Source organism: Yersinia rochesterensis, from assembly GCF_003600645.1.
Classification (GTDB): Bacteria; Pseudomonadota; Gammaproteobacteria; order Enterobacterales; family Enterobacteriaceae; genus Yersinia; species Yersinia rochesterensis.
In genome coordinates this window covers 375,437-393,544 of sequence record NZ_CP032482.1, presented here as the reverse complement: position 1 = coordinate 393,544, position 18,108 = coordinate 375,437, and the positions used below count along the sequence as shown (strand labels likewise).

The window sequence follows — 18,108 nt, the reverse complement described above, 5'->3', positions numbered from 1 at the left end:
AATATCCCCAGATGGGGTTTATTTGTTGCCAAAATGCAATGATTTAATTTTTATAATTATTCATCTGATAAATATCAGGTTTTCGTCTAGTAGAATATTTTGGTTTTGGAGAGCGACAGTGTTACATCATATTCGATTGCATACGCAATGTCGCGGTCAGTTGTTCCCAGAAGGTAATCACTTCATTTTCGGACAGAGCTTCATCGGGTAACGGTCCATGACTTAGTCCGACAGACAGAAAGGGGGTTGTATTACTGCCTGTTTTTTCATTCACTAATAAACGGAAAACATGTCCACTGGCAGCATCTTCCCCCGTTCCTGATGACAGCCATTCTTCTACCGTCAGGGTATTTATTTTACGGTTACCCTTCATTAGCGTGCGGATTTTGCTCAACAACAAACCGCTTTCAATTTCCGCACTGCGCTCAAGCAGGGAGTGGTCTTCCTGAATAAAGTTATTGGTACTAAAATTGATATGCAGACGCGGATTTACTGCGGACTGATAAGACAGCGCTACGTCTTCATCACCGAACGCATTACCGGAAATAAACCCATCTGGTATGCATAGTCCGGTAGTATTGGGAATTTCATTTTCCTTTCTTCCCTTCAGGTGACTTAACAAATTTTTTAATTCCGTCAGTTTTTGAGTAACGTCATTGCGATAAAGATCAGGGTCACTTTTACGTTTTTTTTCATAACGTTCTGAATCTGGATTAACTGCTTCAATAATTGTCTTAAAGGCCACACCATTATTATAAAAATGAGCCTCTAAATGACGAAAAACATCTGGCGATATATCACTACTGTTATGATCAAAAATCACGCCTTTCATTCCATCAGGTAAAGAATATATCTGTCTTAAAAAAGGTGCATCCTCAGCACTGACGGTTCTTGTATTACGCAATTCCTGCTCACGCAAACGAATACGCTGTTCAAATGCCGGTAAATACATGCGTTTGGTTTCTACGTTTTGCTTATTAATCTGCACCAGAGAGGCATCGGGCAAGACAAAACTCTCCGGTAGATCGATAATATATCGCCCGATACAACGTGGGGTACGGTTAGTCAGTAAATTTTCTACCACGATATATTCCTGTTCTGTTAATGCTAATTTCGACGGATATGGCTTCAGCCATTGCCATAAACTATAAACTATTACTACAGATATTAATACCAACACGAGTTTACTCTTATTCATCAAATATATCTCAGGCTGGTTTCTGTTACCTTCTGCGCAATTTGAATTATTGCCCATAAAGTATATTGTTGCGCTACTGTGTGTTTATACGCGGGTTCATGTTCAACAGGCAGACTCATACGCGAGCGTAAATAACGCGTCGGGACCTGCGATGAACGTAAAGGTACAGTACCATCCCCCAGTTCAGATACCGTTGGAGGGACAATAGTATATTGCTGGTAGATGCCAGTATGCCAGCCTTTCCCCCCTAGAGGGGTGGCAACAGTACGTATTGTGAGAATCTCATCACCTGGAGGACGACTGGCCCGACCATCGATTGGATAGCGTGCCCGATCTTTCTGTAGCCAGTTATCTATTGCGGGAGTATCTCCTTGCCAGATGAGGTCGCCATGTGTAGGAGTCCTATTGCCATAAAATGCATGAGTATTACGATGATATTGTCCGCTGAGTTTTTCTATAATAGGCTGAACTTTATCATTTATCATTCTTTTGTAATTAACCCAATCTTTATCCATTTTGGCACTATTAAGCTTAATATTACTCGGATCAATCAAATAATCCTCGCAAAGGCTCCACCATTTTCCGCGAATAGTATAAATTTCCGTAAAGGGATCAGCTTTTGGCAGGCTATATGTGTGTTCCCCATCTTTAATCTTTAACCAGTTCAGGCCATATTCCACACCGGGTAATAATTGTAATGGGCCAGGTGACTGTGACAACACCGCAGTCATTTCTGCTGAGTTCCCTCCAGCCACCTCTGCTGTAAGTCGCCCTTTTATATCAGAGTACTCCATACCTGCTTTCATTCGTCGATAGGCCGATGCCGCCCCCATCGCAGGCATGACGCCATGAACTATCCCCAGAATTTTATTACGCCCATTTTTCAGCTCAGAACAATGACGCGCCACCAGCCCCCCCATGGAATGGGTTACCACGATCACTTTTTCACATTTAATTCCTTTGCTAGCGTAGCCAAGCACAATGTCATCAATTTTCTTCAGCAACATTTCTCCTGAGGTGGCAATATTGTCCAGCCAGTTATAACCCACAACGTGGACTGGAAATAAGTACTTGTAGCTCAGAGCCACTTGCTCTTTGGTCAGTGGTTCTCCACCGTTTTCAGTCTTGAGGCTCACGCCAATCAGTTTCGTCCTTTCACCTTGTTTAAACTGATCAAAATCGTGCAAAGCGTTTTGCAACCAAGGCAGAAATTGGCCGTAACTGATATTAGCAACCTCTCCCCACCCTCGCATACGGCGCGAAGTAAATCCTTTATCAGCCAGATCGTTAGCTACTATACCAGCAGGGTCGACAATGACTTTGGTTGGATCGAGCTCTTTTTTTCTCGTTTTGGCACCTGTAAACAGCCAGCCTGCTGGTGAGAATGTATCGTCTAAGCGCCATAATTTATCTGACTCACCTTGTGAGTTAGTTTTTAAATTACTCCCCATTACTCCAGGCAGAAAAATCACCGGTATAGCTCGGTCTGGGACCTTATAGCAAACAGCTATCTGGTTTTTTATACTGGCAGCAGGTATCAAAGGATAGTAAAGCCGACCATTCTCATCATAAGCAGGGGGCGCAATGATTTTTTCCGATGTCTCAGCCATAATTCACTCCTCATCCTGTAAATATGCTTTCAAAGAATCAATATTGATGCGTTGCTGTTTTTCCGCACTTCCTGATGAAGAGGTTACCAGCGCCTGTTTACTGCCATCTCCGCTGAGAATATTCAGTGCCTGGGTTGATACAGGTGAATCATCAAACGGCCAAAGTACTTGTGGTGTTATCGTAAGATCTGTCGTTTCCCACTCCTGTATCATCTGGCTGGCACTTTGCCCACCAAATTTCTGCCACACTGCAGCCCGCTCAATGATTTTATCTGGGGCCCCACTTTCCACCACACCATTGCCTATCCGAATATAGGCACCACCACTCCCTACCAACAGGATATCCTGCTTTGCACTGATCACGATTTTTCCTTCACTGCTGCTGATGCGCACATCCTTCAGTGCATCCAGTGTCATTTCATCGCCCTGCGCCTGAATCTCTACTTTCCCTTTACTGGCAAACAGTTTTATACCCAACTTCTGGGCATACAGGCTTATCCGCTCTCCTGCTGCCACTGTCAGTTTTTTCATGATACTGAAATCTGTATTACCTCCACTCGTCGCCGTGATATTTTCTCCGGCTGACAGTTGCAGTGTTTTCGGTGTTACCTGCGCTATCCCTTCAGGGGCAGACAGCAGTAATACAGATTTCTTCAGCTCATTTAGTGCTTCGCTCAATAAAGCTTTCTGCGTTTGCAGGTCGGCAAGCTCTGCCTTCGCTGTTTCTGCCGCACTGCTTAGAGATTCCGCCAGACTTTGCGCTTGTTGTAGTTGACCCAACGCCGCAGACATATCCAGCATCATCCCGCTGGCTGATGACTGTGTATCCGCAGTAATGAACACCCCTTTCCCACCGCGGATGCTAACCCAGTCATCCGTTCGCAACTCTGCACCTTCACCGCGAAGAACTCGTTGCGCATCTACATTGTGCCCAAGGTTCAACTGGGTCTTGCCGCCGTACTCGGTGCTGAGTTTAATGTGCTCTTCGCCGCGTTTGTCTTCCATGCGTAGCTTGTTGAAAGCAGGGGTACGGATCACGTTGCGGGTGTTGTTTTTTTCGGTCACATGGTCGGTATGACGCGAATCGTGCAGGGCATGGGCGATATACGGGCGGTCTGGGTCACCGTCGTGAAACGCGATGGCCACTTCGGTGCCCTGTATCAGCGGGAAATGAATGCCGTACACATCGCCACCATAAGGTTTGGCGAGTCGCAGCGGCATACTCTCCTGCCCCTGTGCTTTATCATCCTGATCTGCATCAAATTTCACGCGATACAAACCGGAGGTATCCTGCCAGGCATAGATATCATTGGTCTTCGCGCTGGTCACCCGCGCCATCATGGTGCCGCTGACTTTTGGACGGGGCAGCAATGCCGGGCGCCAGCACAGAGTTTCACTGTACGGAACCGCAGCGATAGTCACTTTCAGTGCATCTTTACGGCTGGCGCTAAACCCAGTGCGTACTACTACCATCGGTTGTGTCAACAGCTCAGGTAGCGTGGACGGGATTGATGTGTCGGTTACCGTCAATACCTGAGCAGGATGTAATGTTGAATCAGTGCTGAGGCCGGTTATCAGCGTTTGCGCTGATAAAAAACGTTCATGGTCAAGGCGGGCAAGGAAGTTACCGGTTTCCGCTGTAGGGTCGATTTTATCGCCGGTATCCAGATGACGCGGTTTGTAGTGATACACTTCACCATAAGTGACCCCTTCACCGTCGCCGCGCGTCATGTCTGCTCGGGTGGACTGCAACACTTTCTGCGCTTCACGGTAGTTGTAATCTTTCGCAGTAACGCTGGCCTCAACGACATTGTGATGTACATTCAGCCCCCAGACTGACTCTACACCGCTGTCACTCATGCCTGACGGGCTATTCAGCGGCAGGGATTTACCAAACTCATAGGCACTCTGCTTATCAGCAAAATGCACCACTTCAGTCTGGGTGTCTGGCTGCAAAGTGAAGAAATAAAATATCCCCATCTCTGAGAGCAACCGCTCAATAAATTTAAGGTCTGTCTCTTGATACTGGTTTATTTGCTCACGTTTTGGGTAGGTCTGTTTCAGGACAAACTCATATTCCCAGTCCTTGAAACCATGTTCCTGAAGTATCTGCCCGACAACTTCAGGTACCGATTTATTAACAAAGAAACGGTGCGTGCGGTACTGGTTATCCAACAATGCGATGAAAGGTTCTAGCGTGATCTGATAATTAACCTGGTCGGCTGAACCCGATATCCGGCGAAAATCTGTGATAACACCGTGTACCACCTTCTGTTCCATCAAACTCTGCAACAAGCCAGTCCCCATCGTCAGCGTTGCTGGTTTGCGCAGTAATTGGTCCGCATCAATATTTTTGTCTGTGCTGGTGAACAGTATATTGTATTGATATGTATTGCTGAGTCCCTCATTGCCGCTGAAATCTTCGACGTCCAATGGTGACAGGCAGGAAGGAATATCAAGGCGGTAGCGATTCAGAGTAGTTCCGGTGAGTTTTGATAATGTGTTCTGTAGCGTGTTAGTAAGATTCATGGGTTTTACTCCGTGGTAATAACCTGCTTATTTCAAGTACAAAACAGGCAAAACCTATCTTTATCGTTAAATTTTGCTAGCAATGGATGGCTCATCATATTCGCGTTTAGTTAGCGGCACGTCATAAGCCCTTCTATTAAGCATTTCAAATCCCAATACAAAATGTCTTGGATGGTTACCCTTATCTTTGGACTCAATAACGAGTTGAACAATAAAAGGTCCAGTGGAGGTATCAGGAAGATGATAAAACGAAGGTGGGATACAAAGTTTCCCATCTATAATTGTTAGATTAGGTTCATCTGTGAATGTCCCTTCTTTAGGGGGGGGATTCCTGAGATTAATAGATATAAAAACAGGCTGATAATCTTGTGCATTAGGAATAAAGAAGCATACCGAATCACCATTCATGTAGGTGCTGGCCGTCTCTGAGGGATAATACTTCATTTGTCCCCATGGACATCCTGTTAACATCAATAAGCAAAATAAAGACAACATCGTGAAAAATAGAAAACGCAGTTTGTTTCTTATCACCAAGGAAACCCTCGCAGTACATTTCGGTATGATTTTCTTATTACGACTTCAGAAATATCGCCATCAAGAGTAATAATATTATTTCTTCTCAATCGCCTCCAGGCACTATAATCACTCGCCTGCAATGTAAAGTTATCCGCAATAATTTGCGCTTGTTGCTCCATGGGATATTCGCTTAACAGCCGCCCATCGAGTTTATATCTGTAACTGACCAGCCAACTAACCAGCCCTCTCGCAATGACATTCATTCCTTTGGCACGCTGCCATACATGGCTCATTTCATGAATGAACAAATGTTGTAAATTATCTGTTGTCTGCGAGAAATCATCCCGGTACTCATTACGGAAATAAATCTCACCATTCGGCGTCATTGCTGTATGTTCATCTTGCAGATTAAAAGGCAGATAACTACCATGATGGATCCAGACAGTCTGGTACTGGATAGTTGATCCGAAAACTGACTTCGCCAGCTCCGTCTCTCCCGAGGTCAGCAACCGGATACCCCCTTCTTTTAATGTGTCCTTATTTTCCTCAGTCATTACCAAACTCCAGCGTGATCCCTTCGGCTTCATCCCAGCCCAACCTCAACGACGTAGTGCGTTGTTGCTCGCTCATGCGGCTTAACAGTTGCTGGCTCAGCACCGGTAAAATCTGCTGATTCAGTAGGCTGTCGATGTTACGCGCACCGGTGTCCGGCAATAGGCAGGCGGCGACCAGCGTGTCGTACAGGCTTTCGTCAAGGGTGCAGTGCAGGCCGTAATGTTTGTTCAGGCGTTTGGCGACCTGTGCCAGTTTCATTTCAACGATGGTGCGCAATGCGGTGGCGTCCAGCGGGCGGTAAATTAGTGTTTGGAAGCGGGCCAATAGCGCAGGTTGGAAATGTTCACGCAGGATCGGGCGCAGCAGCTCATGCAGATCGCTATGGGTCGCTTCCGGTTGTTCATCCAGTAACTGCATCAGAGGGTCACTGCCTAAATTGGCAGTCATTAGGATCACGGTGTTACGAAAATCAATTTCGCGCCCTTCGCCGTCGCGCATAAAGCCACGGTCAAACACTTGGTAGAACAGGTTAATAACATCGGCGTGCGCTTTTTCCACTTCATCCAGCAACACCACGCTGTACGGGCGCTTGCGCACCGCTTCGGTCAGAATGCCACCCTGACCGTAACCGACATAACCCGGCGGCGAGCCTTTGAGTTGGGAGACGGTGTGCGCTTCCTGATATTCGGACATGTTGATGGTGATCAGCGATTTCTCACCACCGAACAGGGTGTCGGCCAGTGCCAGCGCAGTCTCGGTTTTGCCCACCCCACTGGGGCCAACCAACAGGAATACCCCCAGCGGGCCATTTTCGGACGTCAGGCCGGTTTTGGCGGCGCGCAGGCGTTGTGCCATCTCAACCAGTGCCGCATCCTGACCGACCACCCGGGTCGCGAGGTGGTTTTCCAGTTGCAATAAATCGGTCTGTTCGTCTTTCAGCAGGCTGCTCAACGGCACGCCGGTCCAGTCAGCGATAACCGTCGCCACCGTGCGCACATCAACATCCAGCGACAGCAGCGGCGCATTACCCTGAATCTGACTTAACTCTTCCTGCAACCTGGCCAGATGTGCCGCGTTGGCGATATCCTGACGCGCGTCGATAATCAGGGTGGTCAGCCGTTGCTCTGCTGCATATTGCTGTTCAAGCGTTTGCTGCCCAACCACCAGTTCTGCGCGGCGTTGCTCTATCTCAGATAAGCGCGTTGAACCGATACTTGGCAGCAGGAGCAAGTCCTGTTCGATGGCCTGTTGCTCCATCGCCAATGCAGCCAGTTCGGCGTTAACTTCCATCAGCGCGACCGGTAGCGTGTCGATACTCATGCGCACGCGGGCACCGGCAGTATCGAGCAGGTCAACCGCTTTGTCTGGCAGTTGACGGCCAGTCAGAAAGCGTCGCGACAGAGTCACCGCCGCAGTAATAGCAGAATCCAGAATATGCACGCCGTGGTGTTGGGCGTAGCGGCCCTTTAAGCCGCGCAGCATCAGGCTGGCTTTGGCATCGTCCGGCTCATCTACCTTGACCATCTGGAAGCGGCGTTCTAATGCGGCATCACGCTCAAAATACTGTTTGTATTCTGACCAGGTGGTGGCAGCGATGGTGCGCAACTCGCCACGCGCCAGTGCCGGTTTCAGCAGGTTGGCCGCATCTGCGCCACCGGCCTGATTACCGGCACCGATGATGGTGTGGGCTTCGTCGATAAACAGCAACACCGGTGTTGGCGATTGTTGTACCGCCTCGATAACATTTTTCAGCCGCTGCTCGAACTCACCTTTGACCCCAGCCCCGGCTTGCAACAGGCCCAAGTCCAGGGTGCGCAGGCTGACGGTTTTCAAGCTATCCGGTACGTTACCTTCGGCAATTCGCAGCGCCAGCCCTTCAACCAGCGCGGTTTTACCCACACCCGGTTCACCGACCAGAATCGGGTTGTTTTTACGGCGGCGCGACAGGATGTCGACCATCTGGCGGATCTCGCTGTCGCGGCCAAAAATCGGGTCAATCTGGTTGGCACGGGCTTTGGCGGTAACGTCGAGGGTGAATTTATCCAGCGCCGCTTGCAGGGCGTCATTGAGTTGGGGCTGACCACTGGCAGAGGTAACCGTCGGGGCCTCATCGGTCAGATTGACCGGGCTGTCTGCCAGTGCTGCTGCCTGCTGCACCTCAGGACGTTCGTCCGATTGATTATCCAGCAAGGGCAGCAGGCGGTGTAACTGGATGGTACTCAGGCTGAGCAACGGCCAAGCGGCCTCGGCGGCCAATAATGATGGAGTGGAAATCAGCGCTGCCAGCAGATGAGCGGAGCGCACTACATCAGCATTCTCCTGCAAAGAGGCATCCAGCCAGGCACTTTTGATCAGTTGCTGTAACGGCGCTGACAACTGAGGTTTGCCCTGCACGGTGCGGGGTAATGTCTCCAGATGCGCCAGCAACCCCTGCCACAAGCTGTCCATATCCCACTCATAACGCCGGGCAATAACGGTAATATCGCCTTCGCCCTGTTCCAGTAATTTCAACAGCCAATGTTCAACGGTAATCTCAGCATGAGCGCGGGTCTGGCATAAGGTGGCGGCACCGGCGAGTGCCTGCGCACAATAAGGATTTAACCGACGTAATAAGTGTGCTGAATGCGTTGTCATAAATTCTTCCTTGTGTGTCATTTACCCTGTCAGGCACGCTACCGCCCATAGCCATATCCTAAATAAGGAAACCGAGGCCCATAAGGTCATCAAAGTGTTGTTAATTTTTGCTCAATCACCGCAACAAGCAGTGGCTCAGCAAAAACAAAAAAGCAGACGGCGAACCGTCTGCTTCGGGTCATTACGCCGTAGCGCGTTCGTTCCATGAATCAGAATGAATAATGTTGCCGTCTTTGAAGGTCCAGGTGACTTTTTCGTAGCGCAGCTCAACCAATTCCAGATGGTTGTGCTTCTCTTTAGCCGGATCTTTGACGTCGTGCATTTTCGGCGCAACTTTGACCACTTTGACGTTTTCCAGTTTGGTGTTGAAATATTCAACTTCCTGGCCAGCGTCATCAATGCGGTACCATTTGAACTCGGCGGTTTTCAGTGTTTGACCGGTAGTCACCGCTTTGTACAGATAAGGGGTAGACGCATCGATTTCTTTGGTGAAAACGAATGGGGTGTGGATACGGGTGCCAGTCAGCTTGCCGGTATTGTTATCGGTTGGGATGTATAGGTTATGATCCTGTGCCACGATCTCAATGCTGCCTTCACGGCTTTGCACATCAACAGAACCCTTAATGTCCGCACCGCCATCGTCTTTCAGCCACAGATATACTGGAATTGCCATGATTTACTTCTCCATTTCTTGAGTTGATACGTCACTTTCATCCTGTGACGCTGTTTTTACATCCGGCACCTGACAGGCATCAGCCTGCGGTACCAGACTGATTTCGACACGGCGGTTGGCCGCACGACCCGCTTCCGTATCATTAGATTTCAGCGGACGACTCTGACCATAACCCTGTACCGCAAAGCAGCTTTCCGGGATATCCCCGGTATCGCGCATCCAATTGCGTACCGACTCAGCCCGCTTAAGTGACAGAATTTGGTTGGATTTTTCATCACCGGTGATATCGGTATGACCCGCCACCACAATCAGCCAGCCCGGTTTGGCCTTAATCCCGACCAGTGCGTTGATAAGCACTTTGGTGGAGCCGGATTTGAGTTCTGATTTGCCCACATCAAACAGTGACAGGCTGTCGAGGCGCAGGGTTTTGGGCCCCTGAACAATTCGATTAATCACCGGTGCCGGTGGTGGCGGTGGCGTCCAGCTATTGATAGCAATATCAAGCGGAACCCTAAGCCGCAGTCCCTGATACAACCCCAGCGACAAACGCATGGGAGCACCGCGGCGTAACCAGTCATCCAACAAATGGGCATCCGCGCGCAGTTGTTGCTGAGCCAGAGTCTTAGGGGCTGGGGGAGTGCCAGTGAGGTGGTTATACTGCGACAGATGATCGCCCACACTTTGGACCAAACGTTGGTTATTGATATACGAGGCCAGCAGGGCAAACAGTAAAAATACCCCGCACAATACACCGGCCATCTGCCAGCACTGCATCAGGCGCGAGACGCCGCGACGACGTGGCAGATAAGGCAGCAGCACGTCTGGCAACGGCAGACACTCTGGCTCTGGGGTCGCCACCGGGGTCAGCGTGGTTATCCCGCGAATGTGGGTCTGCCACAGATTCTCCTGATCCGCCGCGACCGGTGTAAAACAGCAGCCCCAGGCGCACGGGGTCAGCGCAGGGATATCCCCTTGCCGCTGTGTCAGGATGCTCAGAACATGTTCATCAAGCCAGGACAGAAGACTCTCCATCCAGAATACCGCGCTCAACCTTTCCTGAACGTTGCGGTCTTGATGCTGGCTCCATTCAACCAGCGGCATGACCCCTGCCCCTGCTTCCTGAACCTGAATACCCTTTTGCCCCGGCGTGACCGTAAACCAAGGTTCCGTTTGCGCTGCTGAGGCCATTGGCGGTGACAGCCAGATGCTTAGCCAAACCGGTGGGATCCCCGCAAGCCATCCTTTGCACTGCACGATGGCCCGTTGCCACGCCCGCACAGATTGTGAAAAATCATCCCGGTCCTGATGCTGCTCCGGCACAATGGCCAGTAACACCGATATCTGGGCAATCAGCGCCGGGCGTTCCGCCGCCAGATGTTGCGCGAGGATCGGCAGTTGTTCTGGCATTTTCACCGCCAGATACCAGCCCTGACGGGTTTCACGAAAAGATGCAGAAGTAGAAAACAGAGCATCGCTGTCACCACAAACCAGTACCACCGCACCCTGAAAACCTTCCGGTGGCAGCGTTGAGTCTGCAATGGATTGGTACGCCACTTTATTGCGGTTGTGCTTGCGCCATTGAAAATAACCGACCGCACCGCTGAGGATGACAACCAGCATGCTCAATGCCACACGGCTGCCGGTTCCCAACGGCCAGAACCCCAGGATAAGCCACAGTGCCAGACACACACCCAATAGCAACAGGAGTAACGGTGTTAATCCGCGCATCCGCTAATGCATCCCGGTCAGTTGAGACACCATGTGCGTCAGTTGGCTGGACAGTGTGAACCACAGTGCGGCCAGTATTGCGACGCCCGCCACCCACGAGAACCAATAGGTTTTGCGCCCGGAGCGTAGACGCAATGAGCGCGAGACCAGCGGAGTTTCCTGCGAAGAAGTGAACGGAGGCACCAGCAGACTCAGCTTACGCACCACATCTTCTCTGCGCTCGTCGCCCTGTTCACGATAGCGACCGGCAAACCCGAGGGTCAATGCACGGTAAAAACAGGTCAGTACCGCCGTATCCGGAGCTGGCTCCTGCAACACCGTGCGGATCCGCTCCCACAACTCTTCACCTGCGTTCAGAGTATTGAAGTAGCGCGCCTGAAGTGGGTCTTTCAGCCATTTGCTATAGCCGCTGTCCTGTTTCTGGCGGTTCAGCACGCTTTCATCCAGTAACGCACACTGGGTGTACAGCATATGGTCACAGCTGATGTCGCTGAAACCGGCACGCGACAACGTCTCGCGTGCGCCATCAATCCACTCACAGGCACGGCGATACAAGGCTTCGCCATCTTCCACTTCCTGCCCATTACGCAACTGACTGACCATCAGCCAGCAGGGATAAAAGGCCGCATCAACCACAGAGGTAGTTATTTTGCTCATGAGCGCAGCACCGCAAACAGTTCGAGTTTGATATCACCCAGCGAACCGGGGGTGTAGAAAGCACAGTTACCCGCATCCAGCATGGCCTGCGCGGCTGGCCCCGTGAGGTCGAGGGCAAAATACTGATTCTCCAGGCGCAGCGGGATAGCGGCCGGCACGTGGGATAAAGGTTTCATCGCCACGCCGTTCAATGCCACGTTGACCACATCTGACACATCCTCAACGCTGCCAGCCTTACACAACAACGGGAACTGGGTTTGCAACAGATGGTTGGGGATCGAAGAACGAACAGAGAGATAGAAATCAGCCCCTTCGCGCAGGCGGGCATCATGCAATGAACCGGTCCAGAATTGGCCCTCGTGAGTCAGTTCAATCGCCACCATACGGGACGGCAAGCTGGCTTCGAGCAAGGCATCAAGCAAGGTGAACAGCGGCGGGAAAACCTGCTCCGGCGCGTCATGCTGATACAGCGGAATATCTTCGGCTTTATGCTCAAGGGAAAATGTCAGCAGGCTACCGGCGAGACGAACCAGTTCGCGATAGAACAGTTCGGGGTGGCGGGAAGGTATCTGATACAGTTCCATCAGTACCGGTTCGGCACTGTTTAACGCATTCAGTAACCAGAACAGCGATACATCGGCCACCGCAAAATCCGCCATCCGTTCGTTACTTTCACGCCGCATAGCCATCAGACGACGCCGACGCGCCTGCAAACGGTGGATTAAATCTCCCAGTTCAGTCAGCACCACCGGACTGGCCGCCAGTGACAGCATCGGCGGGATAAAACTCTCATCCTGCATCCACTGCCCCTGAGCACTACGTATCAAGCGCACCACCGGACAGGTCAGATAAGCACTGTTTTCCTGATGCGCAAAACGCAGTGTGACCGCATGGCGCATGATGGCCAGTTCGGTACGCTCATGACCAGCAAGCTCCTGTACCGTGACCCATTCTTGCTGCCAGCGGCGCGGTCGCGCACTGTCCTGACCATCATCCAGATTGCCACCGTTGGCCGAAAGCACCGGCAATGCCAGCACCACATCGACAGCGTCACGGTCTGACATCGCCGACAAATCGCAAGCAGGCGGCAAGTTATCCGCCCGTTCAGAATCAATCAGCGTACCATCAGGAAAACGCACCACCAGCCGCAGCGCATTCAGGCGGGAAAGCGCCAACGACCCACGGTCAAATGCCGCATCAATGACACCCCATGGGGATGCCAGTGTCATATGGGCCACGCTGTCTGCCACGTAGGCATCCCAGCGGGCCTGTTGCTGGAATTGTTGTGGAGCCAAAAAGGCCCCGTCGTTCCATAACGGACGATAAATTTTCATCGTGTCTCCGTTTATGCCTTAGCCTTCGGCATTTGGGAAACCAATGACAGATTCACGTCCATGCCTTCCACCTGAAAATGCGGCACGGCATACAGTTTGACGCGGAAGAAACCCGGGTTATCTTCGATATCTTCCACAGTGACTTTCGCATCACGCAGGGGATGGGACGCTTGCAAATCATCACCCGGATCAGTCATTTCCGTCACCAACGTGCGGATCCAGTTATTCAGCTCCAGCTCCAACAGACGGCGATCTTTGGTGGTGCCGATGTTTTCGCGCTGAATCAGCTTCAGATAATGCGCAATACGTGACAGCAGGAAGATATACGGCAGACGGGCATTGATGCGGCTGTTGGCAGTGGCATCAGTGGTGTCATACAGTGCCGGTTTCTGCGCCGAGTTGGCCGAGAAGAAGCACGAGTAATCGCGGTTTTTGTAGTACGACAGCGGGATAAAGCCCAGATTGGCAAATTCAAACTCGCGCGTTTCTGGGATCATCACTTCTGACGGAATTTTAACCTGATTACCGGTACCCAAATCGTACAGGTGAATAGGCAGGTTGGTCACCGCGCCACCGGCCTGCGGGCCACGGATCTGCACACACCAGCCATTTTTAATGAAGCTTTTCACCATGTTGGCAGCAAAAGCAAACGAAGCGTTGGTCCACAAGTAGCGATCGTGATCCGGCCCTTTCACCTGCTCAACGTAGTTGAAGCTGCGCACAGGAACGGTGTCTGGGCCATAAGGCAAACGCCCCAACACGCGCGGCATGGTCAAGCCGATATAGCGGGAATCATCCGAGTCGCGGAAAGCTTTCCACTTGATGTATTCAGCGCGGTCAAAGTAGTTGGCGATGTCTTTGATGGCAGCCACTTCTTCCATGCTTTCTTTACCAAAGAACTCAGGGCCAACTGAACCGATAAACGGCATATGGGCCGCCGCCGCCACTTTGGAGATATTGCGCAATAACGCGATATCCTGCGGGCCGCGGTCGAACTCGTAGTTGGAGATAGCCGCGGCAATCGGCTCGCCGCCCGGAGTGTCGTATTCCTGAATATAGGTCTGAGCGTATAACCCGCTTTGCACGATTTCAGGCGCATCTTCAAAATCCTGCACCAGATGATCTTTACTGATATCCAGCAGTTCGATGCGCACATTTTGACGGAAATCGGTTTGATCGATAAGGGATTTCACGCCACGCCAGGTGGACTCTACTCGTTGGAAATCAGGGTGATGCATCACCGCATCCAACTGACGACTGATTTGATCATCCAGCGCAGCAATGTGACCATCCAGCAGGGTTTTATCCAGTTTTTCCACTTTTTTCGACGATTGCTTCAGCAAGTCTAAAAAGACACTGACGGCGGCAGTAACACGCTCATCAGTGGTGGCATCCGCCATGGTATCGTTGTTCTGGAAAGCATCCAGACCGGTCAATGAGGAGACCGGACTCAGGTTGATTTTTTCAAATAAAGCGGCATAAACCCCTTGGGCTACGGGGCCATTTTTTTCGGTATAGCTTTCTAATACGGTCGTCGCAGTACCCTGCGCACTGTTTTCCTGTACAGACATCAGCATGTTCCTTTTCTTCTTTCTAATGACAAGCAGCCAATTCGGCGATTAACAGTCTTTGGGGGCCAGGGCCGCTAATTCAGCACGTAGCTCATCGCTCAGGGCTTCGTCTTTGAGGATATTTTCCAGCTCACGGCGGAAAGTGGCGTTGTCCAGCAGATTGGATTTGAGGTCACGCAGCAGGTTGCGCATTGCCAGCAAGGCACGCAGTTGCGGGATTTGACGGGCAACACTTTCCGGTTCGAAATCTTTCATCTCGCGGAAAGTCAGGGCAACTGCGGTATCAGTGTTATCGCCTGCCAGGGTGTCAGGTACCGCGAGTTTCAGACTCGGTTGGAACTCGGCCAACACACTGTTGAAATTGTTTTTATTGATGTTAAGTTTTTCACGCTCGGACAGCGGGCGCTGTTCCTGACCGTTGCTGTAATCACCCATCACCAACAACTTCAAAGGCAGCTCCATTTTCTTTTGAGCGCCGCCGGTGTGCAGATCTAATTTAATATTAATGCGTGCTTTTGGTATCTCATTTTGAAAGCTTGAAGAGGACATCGACTTTCCTTATTTGGGGAAGGAAACTTAAGAAATCCACCGCTGAAAAAATAAATAGAAATAATCCACTATTACCCGGCACAACATTCACCGCACACTAATTAACTCGGTGCGCATTAAAGTAAAAAAACACGTTAGTAGATATCCCTATCCATTCATCGGATGGCATGAAACAGTATCTGGCAGGTATTTTTCACACGCATTAGCATATCGATTAAATACCAGTGCGCGCAGTGTAGAAACGTTAGCATAATAACACCAATAAGTTAAATGTAACAAAAAGTAACTATTTTCTCTTTTAAAAAAAGGAAACATAACACTGATGTATAAGACTTTTCTTGAAAAAGCAAGATAACTCCCTACGATTAAAGGCATTAATAAACATCATGAAAATTAAACTGAGAATCTATGGAGCTTATTGTAGGAATATGCCTACAGATATTTTTTTCAGAAATGTGATGTGTATTGGGGGTATTTTAGAACCAGGTAGGATAACAAGAGAATTATCTATTATCGCTGTGAATCAGTTAACCCCTAATAACCTAAAAATGACTTATCGATAGGCAACGTCATTGTGTATTGCAGTCAATTCAATCCACAAAGAGAGATGAGTGGCAAATAGATACGGATGAGACCCCATTCACACTGAGAAATACATTCACCAACATGTAATGAGTACAAACAGAATATCCTGTTTGAGTATAGTCCTGTCTGCGCAGGACTCACCTTTCCCAGTGTCAGCACCCGTAAGAATACGGTCATAAAATGAGTCTGTGAAATCGATTATGCAGATCAATAAATCGATATTGATCACTTAATCTGATCAACTCAGTGTAGTCGTCATCCGCCACAGACAAGGTAAGTGATATGTTTTTATGCGCCATGGCTGCGTTATCTTGCAGAAAAAACCAATATCGGGTTTTTTACTGTCAAATTTTAGGGTTTCGGGAAAATGATGCGCAATACAGCGTGGAGTGATGCCAGTTGGCTGAATTAAAGAGTGCAGTGAGTATTGAAACGCTAATACAAAAAGCGACCGATTTAGAACTGGCCGGATTCTGGCGCAGGGCTGCGACACAGTGGCTTACTGTCATAGGCCATTGCCTTGATGATGCTGAATCGGAACAGATTGCTCGGCGACGTGAACCGTGTTTACTGAAATCACAGGGGACACCAGAAGAGCGGCGGCGAGAAGTTCGTAATCGTTACCGCAGTCAGGAGCGATATAAAAACCGATATTAACCCTGATGATCCTGAACACACAATAATGCTCATCCAGCGATACCATGAGACGTGAGCTTTTATTGGGTCGTTGACCGGGTCACCTCGTCGGTGCAGCGGTGATAATCAATCAGGTAACGTTAAGAGAAAAAACCGATTTATCTGGCTGTTGTTCAGGTGGACTGCGTCGATAATGACCCTGGTGAGGCGCTGACGCAGTGCCTGAACTCACTGTGCCAATCCAGGGCACAGCAGAGTATGATTACTTAGAAGGCGTACCGTACGCCCAGCATCACATCATTCGACGTCACCGAAACCTTCGCTGTTTTACCACTTCCCTTCGGGGTCGTGTAATTTGCTTCAACATCTCCGGCATCGAGGTAACGGTAACTCAGGTCTATACTCACGTTATCCATGATGGCCCAGTTAACCCCCACCCCCACCGCCCAGGCAAAGTTAGTTGCACTGCCAGAATGGTTACCACTTTTTACCGAACCATCAACGATACCCGTACTGATTTGGGTATCGGTATCGACAGTGTGGTGGTCCAGCGACAGGCGGCTGAAGCCTACCCCGGCAGAAATCCACGGTGTGAAGGGGGTGCTGTTACGCATATCCCAGTACGCATTCATCAGCACGGTCTGGAGTTGAACCTCCAGGCTGTTCTCTGTTTTGCCTTCAAAATCGGGATAGCCCCAGGGCGCTTGATTGTAGGTCATGCTGTTATTGGAATTAGCTTTTCCGTAACTGGTATATTCCAACTCCAAACGCACCGGCGCATTGAACTGCGAGTGAAAATCGTAACCCGCCGCCAGAGAGCCTGCAAAATTACTGTCACGTTGACGGCTAAAATCATCCGAGGTCCCGTCTGATGCATAGCTCAGGGACTGGTCACCCAAATTCATTATCCCCACCCCCACCTTACCCGAAAGGTAGAACCCGTTTTCAGGGGCAGCAACCGCAGAGGCAGACACCAGTACCAGTAAACCCGACAGCAACGTTTTATTGAATATCATGACATTTCCTTGTGAGTAGAGTCATGGGGAGTGATAACGCCTCAGGGTCCAGGCTCTGACTACAGAGCTATTGTCACAACGACAGGCATAAACGCTTAAAGAATCGACTGTCCTTGTTACCCATCACGTTATCGCCACACCCTTTAATTGATAGAATATAACGATCAATAATATACTATCGATCGTTAGTACCGATCAATTGAAAATGTAAATATCAACAAAAACATGCTGGTGTAGGAGAGTTATGCGCGGTTTCAAGGCCGTTAATCTGGCTCGGCCAGCGCGTCGATGAGGTCAGAATGTAGAGTTTGGGTGTT

14 protein-coding genes are annotated in these 18,108 nt (G+C 50.0%); 1 reads left to right on the top strand and 13 read right to left on the bottom strand.

Features of this window, described 5'->3' with window-relative positions; genetic code table 11:
- Window positions 1-121: 121 nt before the first annotated feature.
- The 12 genes from DXZ79_RS01920 to tssB form a co-directional block, all read right to left on the bottom strand.
- Window positions 122-1,198: a T6SS immunity protein Tli4 family protein gene (locus DXZ79_RS01920; RefSeq protein WP_120011036.1), complete on the bottom strand. Its 1,077-nt coding sequence runs from the start codon at window positions 1,196-1,198 to the stop codon at window positions 122-124.
- On the bottom strand, window positions 1,198-2,808 hold the full coding sequence (locus DXZ79_RS01915) for an esterase/lipase family protein (RefSeq protein ID WP_120011035.1): 1,611 nt from the start codon (window positions 2,806-2,808) through the stop codon (window positions 1,198-1,200). The genes DXZ79_RS01920 and DXZ79_RS01915 overlap by 1 nt, the downstream gene beginning before the upstream one ends.
- Before the next feature lie 3 nt (window positions 2,809-2,811).
- Window positions 2,812-5,337 (bottom strand): type VI secretion system Vgr family protein, encoded by a 2,526-nt coding sequence (locus tag DXZ79_RS01910; RefSeq protein WP_120011034.1) that lies wholly within the window; start codon window positions 5,335-5,337, stop codon window positions 2,812-2,814.
- A 66-nt stretch (window positions 5,338-5,403) separates the two neighbouring features.
- The gene (locus DXZ79_RS01905; RefSeq protein ID WP_244942309.1) at window positions 5,404-5,781 is read right to left on the bottom strand and encodes a putative T6SS immunity periplasmic lipoprotein; all 378 of its coding nucleotides are present in this window, start codon (window positions 5,779-5,781) and stop codon (window positions 5,404-5,406) included.
- Between the two features lie 83 nt (window positions 5,782-5,864).
- On the bottom strand, window positions 5,865-6,407 hold the full coding sequence (locus tag DXZ79_RS01900; protein WP_054878347.1) for a hypothetical protein: 543 nt from the start codon (window positions 6,405-6,407) through the stop codon (window positions 5,865-5,867).
- Window positions 6,400-9,042: a type VI secretion system ATPase TssH gene (tssH, locus tag DXZ79_RS01895; protein ID WP_120011033.1), complete on the bottom strand. Its 2,643-nt coding sequence runs from the start codon at window positions 9,040-9,042 to the stop codon at window positions 6,400-6,402. The genes DXZ79_RS01900 and tssH overlap by 8 nt, the downstream gene beginning before the upstream one ends.
- A gap of 181 nt (window positions 9,043-9,223) precedes the next feature.
- Complete coding sequence (locus tag DXZ79_RS01890) at window positions 9,224-9,715, bottom strand: Hcp family type VI secretion system effector (protein ID WP_004877984.1); 492 nt, start codon at window positions 9,713-9,715, stop codon at window positions 9,224-9,226.
- Between the two features lie 3 nt (window positions 9,716-9,718).
- Window positions 9,719-11,443, bottom strand: a complete 1,725-nt coding sequence (locus DXZ79_RS01885; RefSeq protein WP_120011032.1) for an OmpA family protein — start codon at window positions 11,441-11,443, stop codon at window positions 9,719-9,721.
- Window positions 11,444-11,446: 3 nt separating this feature from the next.
- Entirely contained in the window at window positions 11,447-12,100 is a 654-nt protein-coding gene (tssL, locus tag DXZ79_RS01880) for a type VI secretion system protein TssL, short form (RefSeq protein WP_120011031.1), read from the bottom strand.
- A complete protein-coding gene (gene tssK, locus DXZ79_RS01875; RefSeq protein WP_120011030.1) occupies window positions 12,097-13,434 on the bottom strand; it encodes a type VI secretion system baseplate subunit TssK in 1,338 nt (445 codons plus the stop codon). The genes tssL and tssK overlap by 4 nt, the downstream gene beginning before the upstream one ends.
- An 11-nt stretch (window positions 13,435-13,445) precedes the next feature.
- On the bottom strand, window positions 13,446-15,011 hold the full coding sequence (gene tssC / locus DXZ79_RS01870; protein ID WP_120011029.1) for a type VI secretion system contractile sheath large subunit: 1,566 nt from the start codon (window positions 15,009-15,011) through the stop codon (window positions 13,446-13,448).
- A gap of 42 nt (window positions 15,012-15,053) precedes the next feature.
- Window positions 15,054-15,554, bottom strand: a complete 501-nt coding sequence (gene tssB / locus DXZ79_RS01865; RefSeq protein ID WP_038630827.1) for a type VI secretion system contractile sheath small subunit — start codon at window positions 15,552-15,554, stop codon at window positions 15,054-15,056.
- A 984-nt stretch (window positions 15,555-16,538) separates the two neighbouring features.
- On the opposite strand from tssB, the gene DXZ79_RS01855 reads away from it, so the two are divergent.
- Window positions 16,539-16,796, top strand: a complete 258-nt coding sequence (locus DXZ79_RS01855) for a PerC family transcriptional regulator (protein ID WP_120011027.1) — start codon at window positions 16,539-16,541, stop codon at window positions 16,794-16,796.
- A gap of 245 nt (window positions 16,797-17,041) precedes the next feature.
- Here the strand turns inward: DXZ79_RS01855 and DXZ79_RS01850 are convergent, their stop codons facing one another.
- Complete coding sequence (locus DXZ79_RS01850; RefSeq protein ID WP_120011026.1) at window positions 17,042-17,791, bottom strand: outer membrane protein; 750 nt, start codon at window positions 17,789-17,791, stop codon at window positions 17,042-17,044.
- Window positions 17,792-18,108 lie beyond the last annotated feature (317 nt).

Coding starts and splice junctions, on each gene's coding strand:
- DXZ79_RS01905 (WP_244942309.1), bottom strand. CDS start 5,781: ATGAAGTATTATCCCTCAGAGACGGCCAGCACCTACATGAATGGTGAT.
- DXZ79_RS01900 (WP_054878347.1), bottom strand. CDS start 6,407: ATGACTGAGGAAAATAAGGACACATTAAAAGAAGGGGGTATCCGGTTG.
- tssK (WP_120011030.1), bottom strand. CDS start 13,434: ATGAAAATTTATCGTCCGTTATGGAACGACGGGGCCTTTTTGGCTCCA.
- DXZ79_RS01890 (WP_004877984.1), bottom strand. CDS start 9,715: ATGGCAATTCCAGTATATCTGTGGCTGAAAGACGATGGCGGTGCGGAC.
- DXZ79_RS01915 (WP_120011035.1), bottom strand. CDS start 2,808: ATGGCTGAGACATCGGAAAAAATCATTGCGCCCCCTGCTTATGATGAG.
- tssH (WP_120011033.1), bottom strand. CDS start 9,042: ATGACAACGCATTCAGCACACTTATTACGTCGGTTAAATCCTTATTGT.
- tssB (WP_038630827.1), bottom strand. CDS start 15,554: ATGTCCTCTTCAAGCTTTCAAAATGAGATACCAAAAGCACGCATTAAT.
- DXZ79_RS01910 (WP_120011034.1), bottom strand. CDS start 5,337: ATGAATCTTACTAACACGCTACAGAACACATTATCAAAACTCACCGGA.
- DXZ79_RS01920 (WP_120011036.1), bottom strand. CDS start 1,198: ATGAATAAGAGTAAACTCGTGTTGGTATTAATATCTGTAGTAATAGTT.
- tssC (WP_120011029.1), bottom strand. CDS start 15,011: ATGCTGATGTCTGTACAGGAAAACAGTGCGCAGGGTACTGCGACGACC.
- DXZ79_RS01885 (WP_120011032.1), bottom strand. CDS start 11,443: ATGCGCGGATTAACACCGTTACTCCTGTTGCTATTGGGTGTGTGTCTG.
- DXZ79_RS01850 (WP_120011026.1), bottom strand. CDS start 17,791: ATGATATTCAATAAAACGTTGCTGTCGGGTTTACTGGTACTGGTGTCT.
- tssL (WP_120011031.1), bottom strand. CDS start 12,100: ATGAGCAAAATAACTACCTCTGTGGTTGATGCGGCCTTTTATCCCTGC.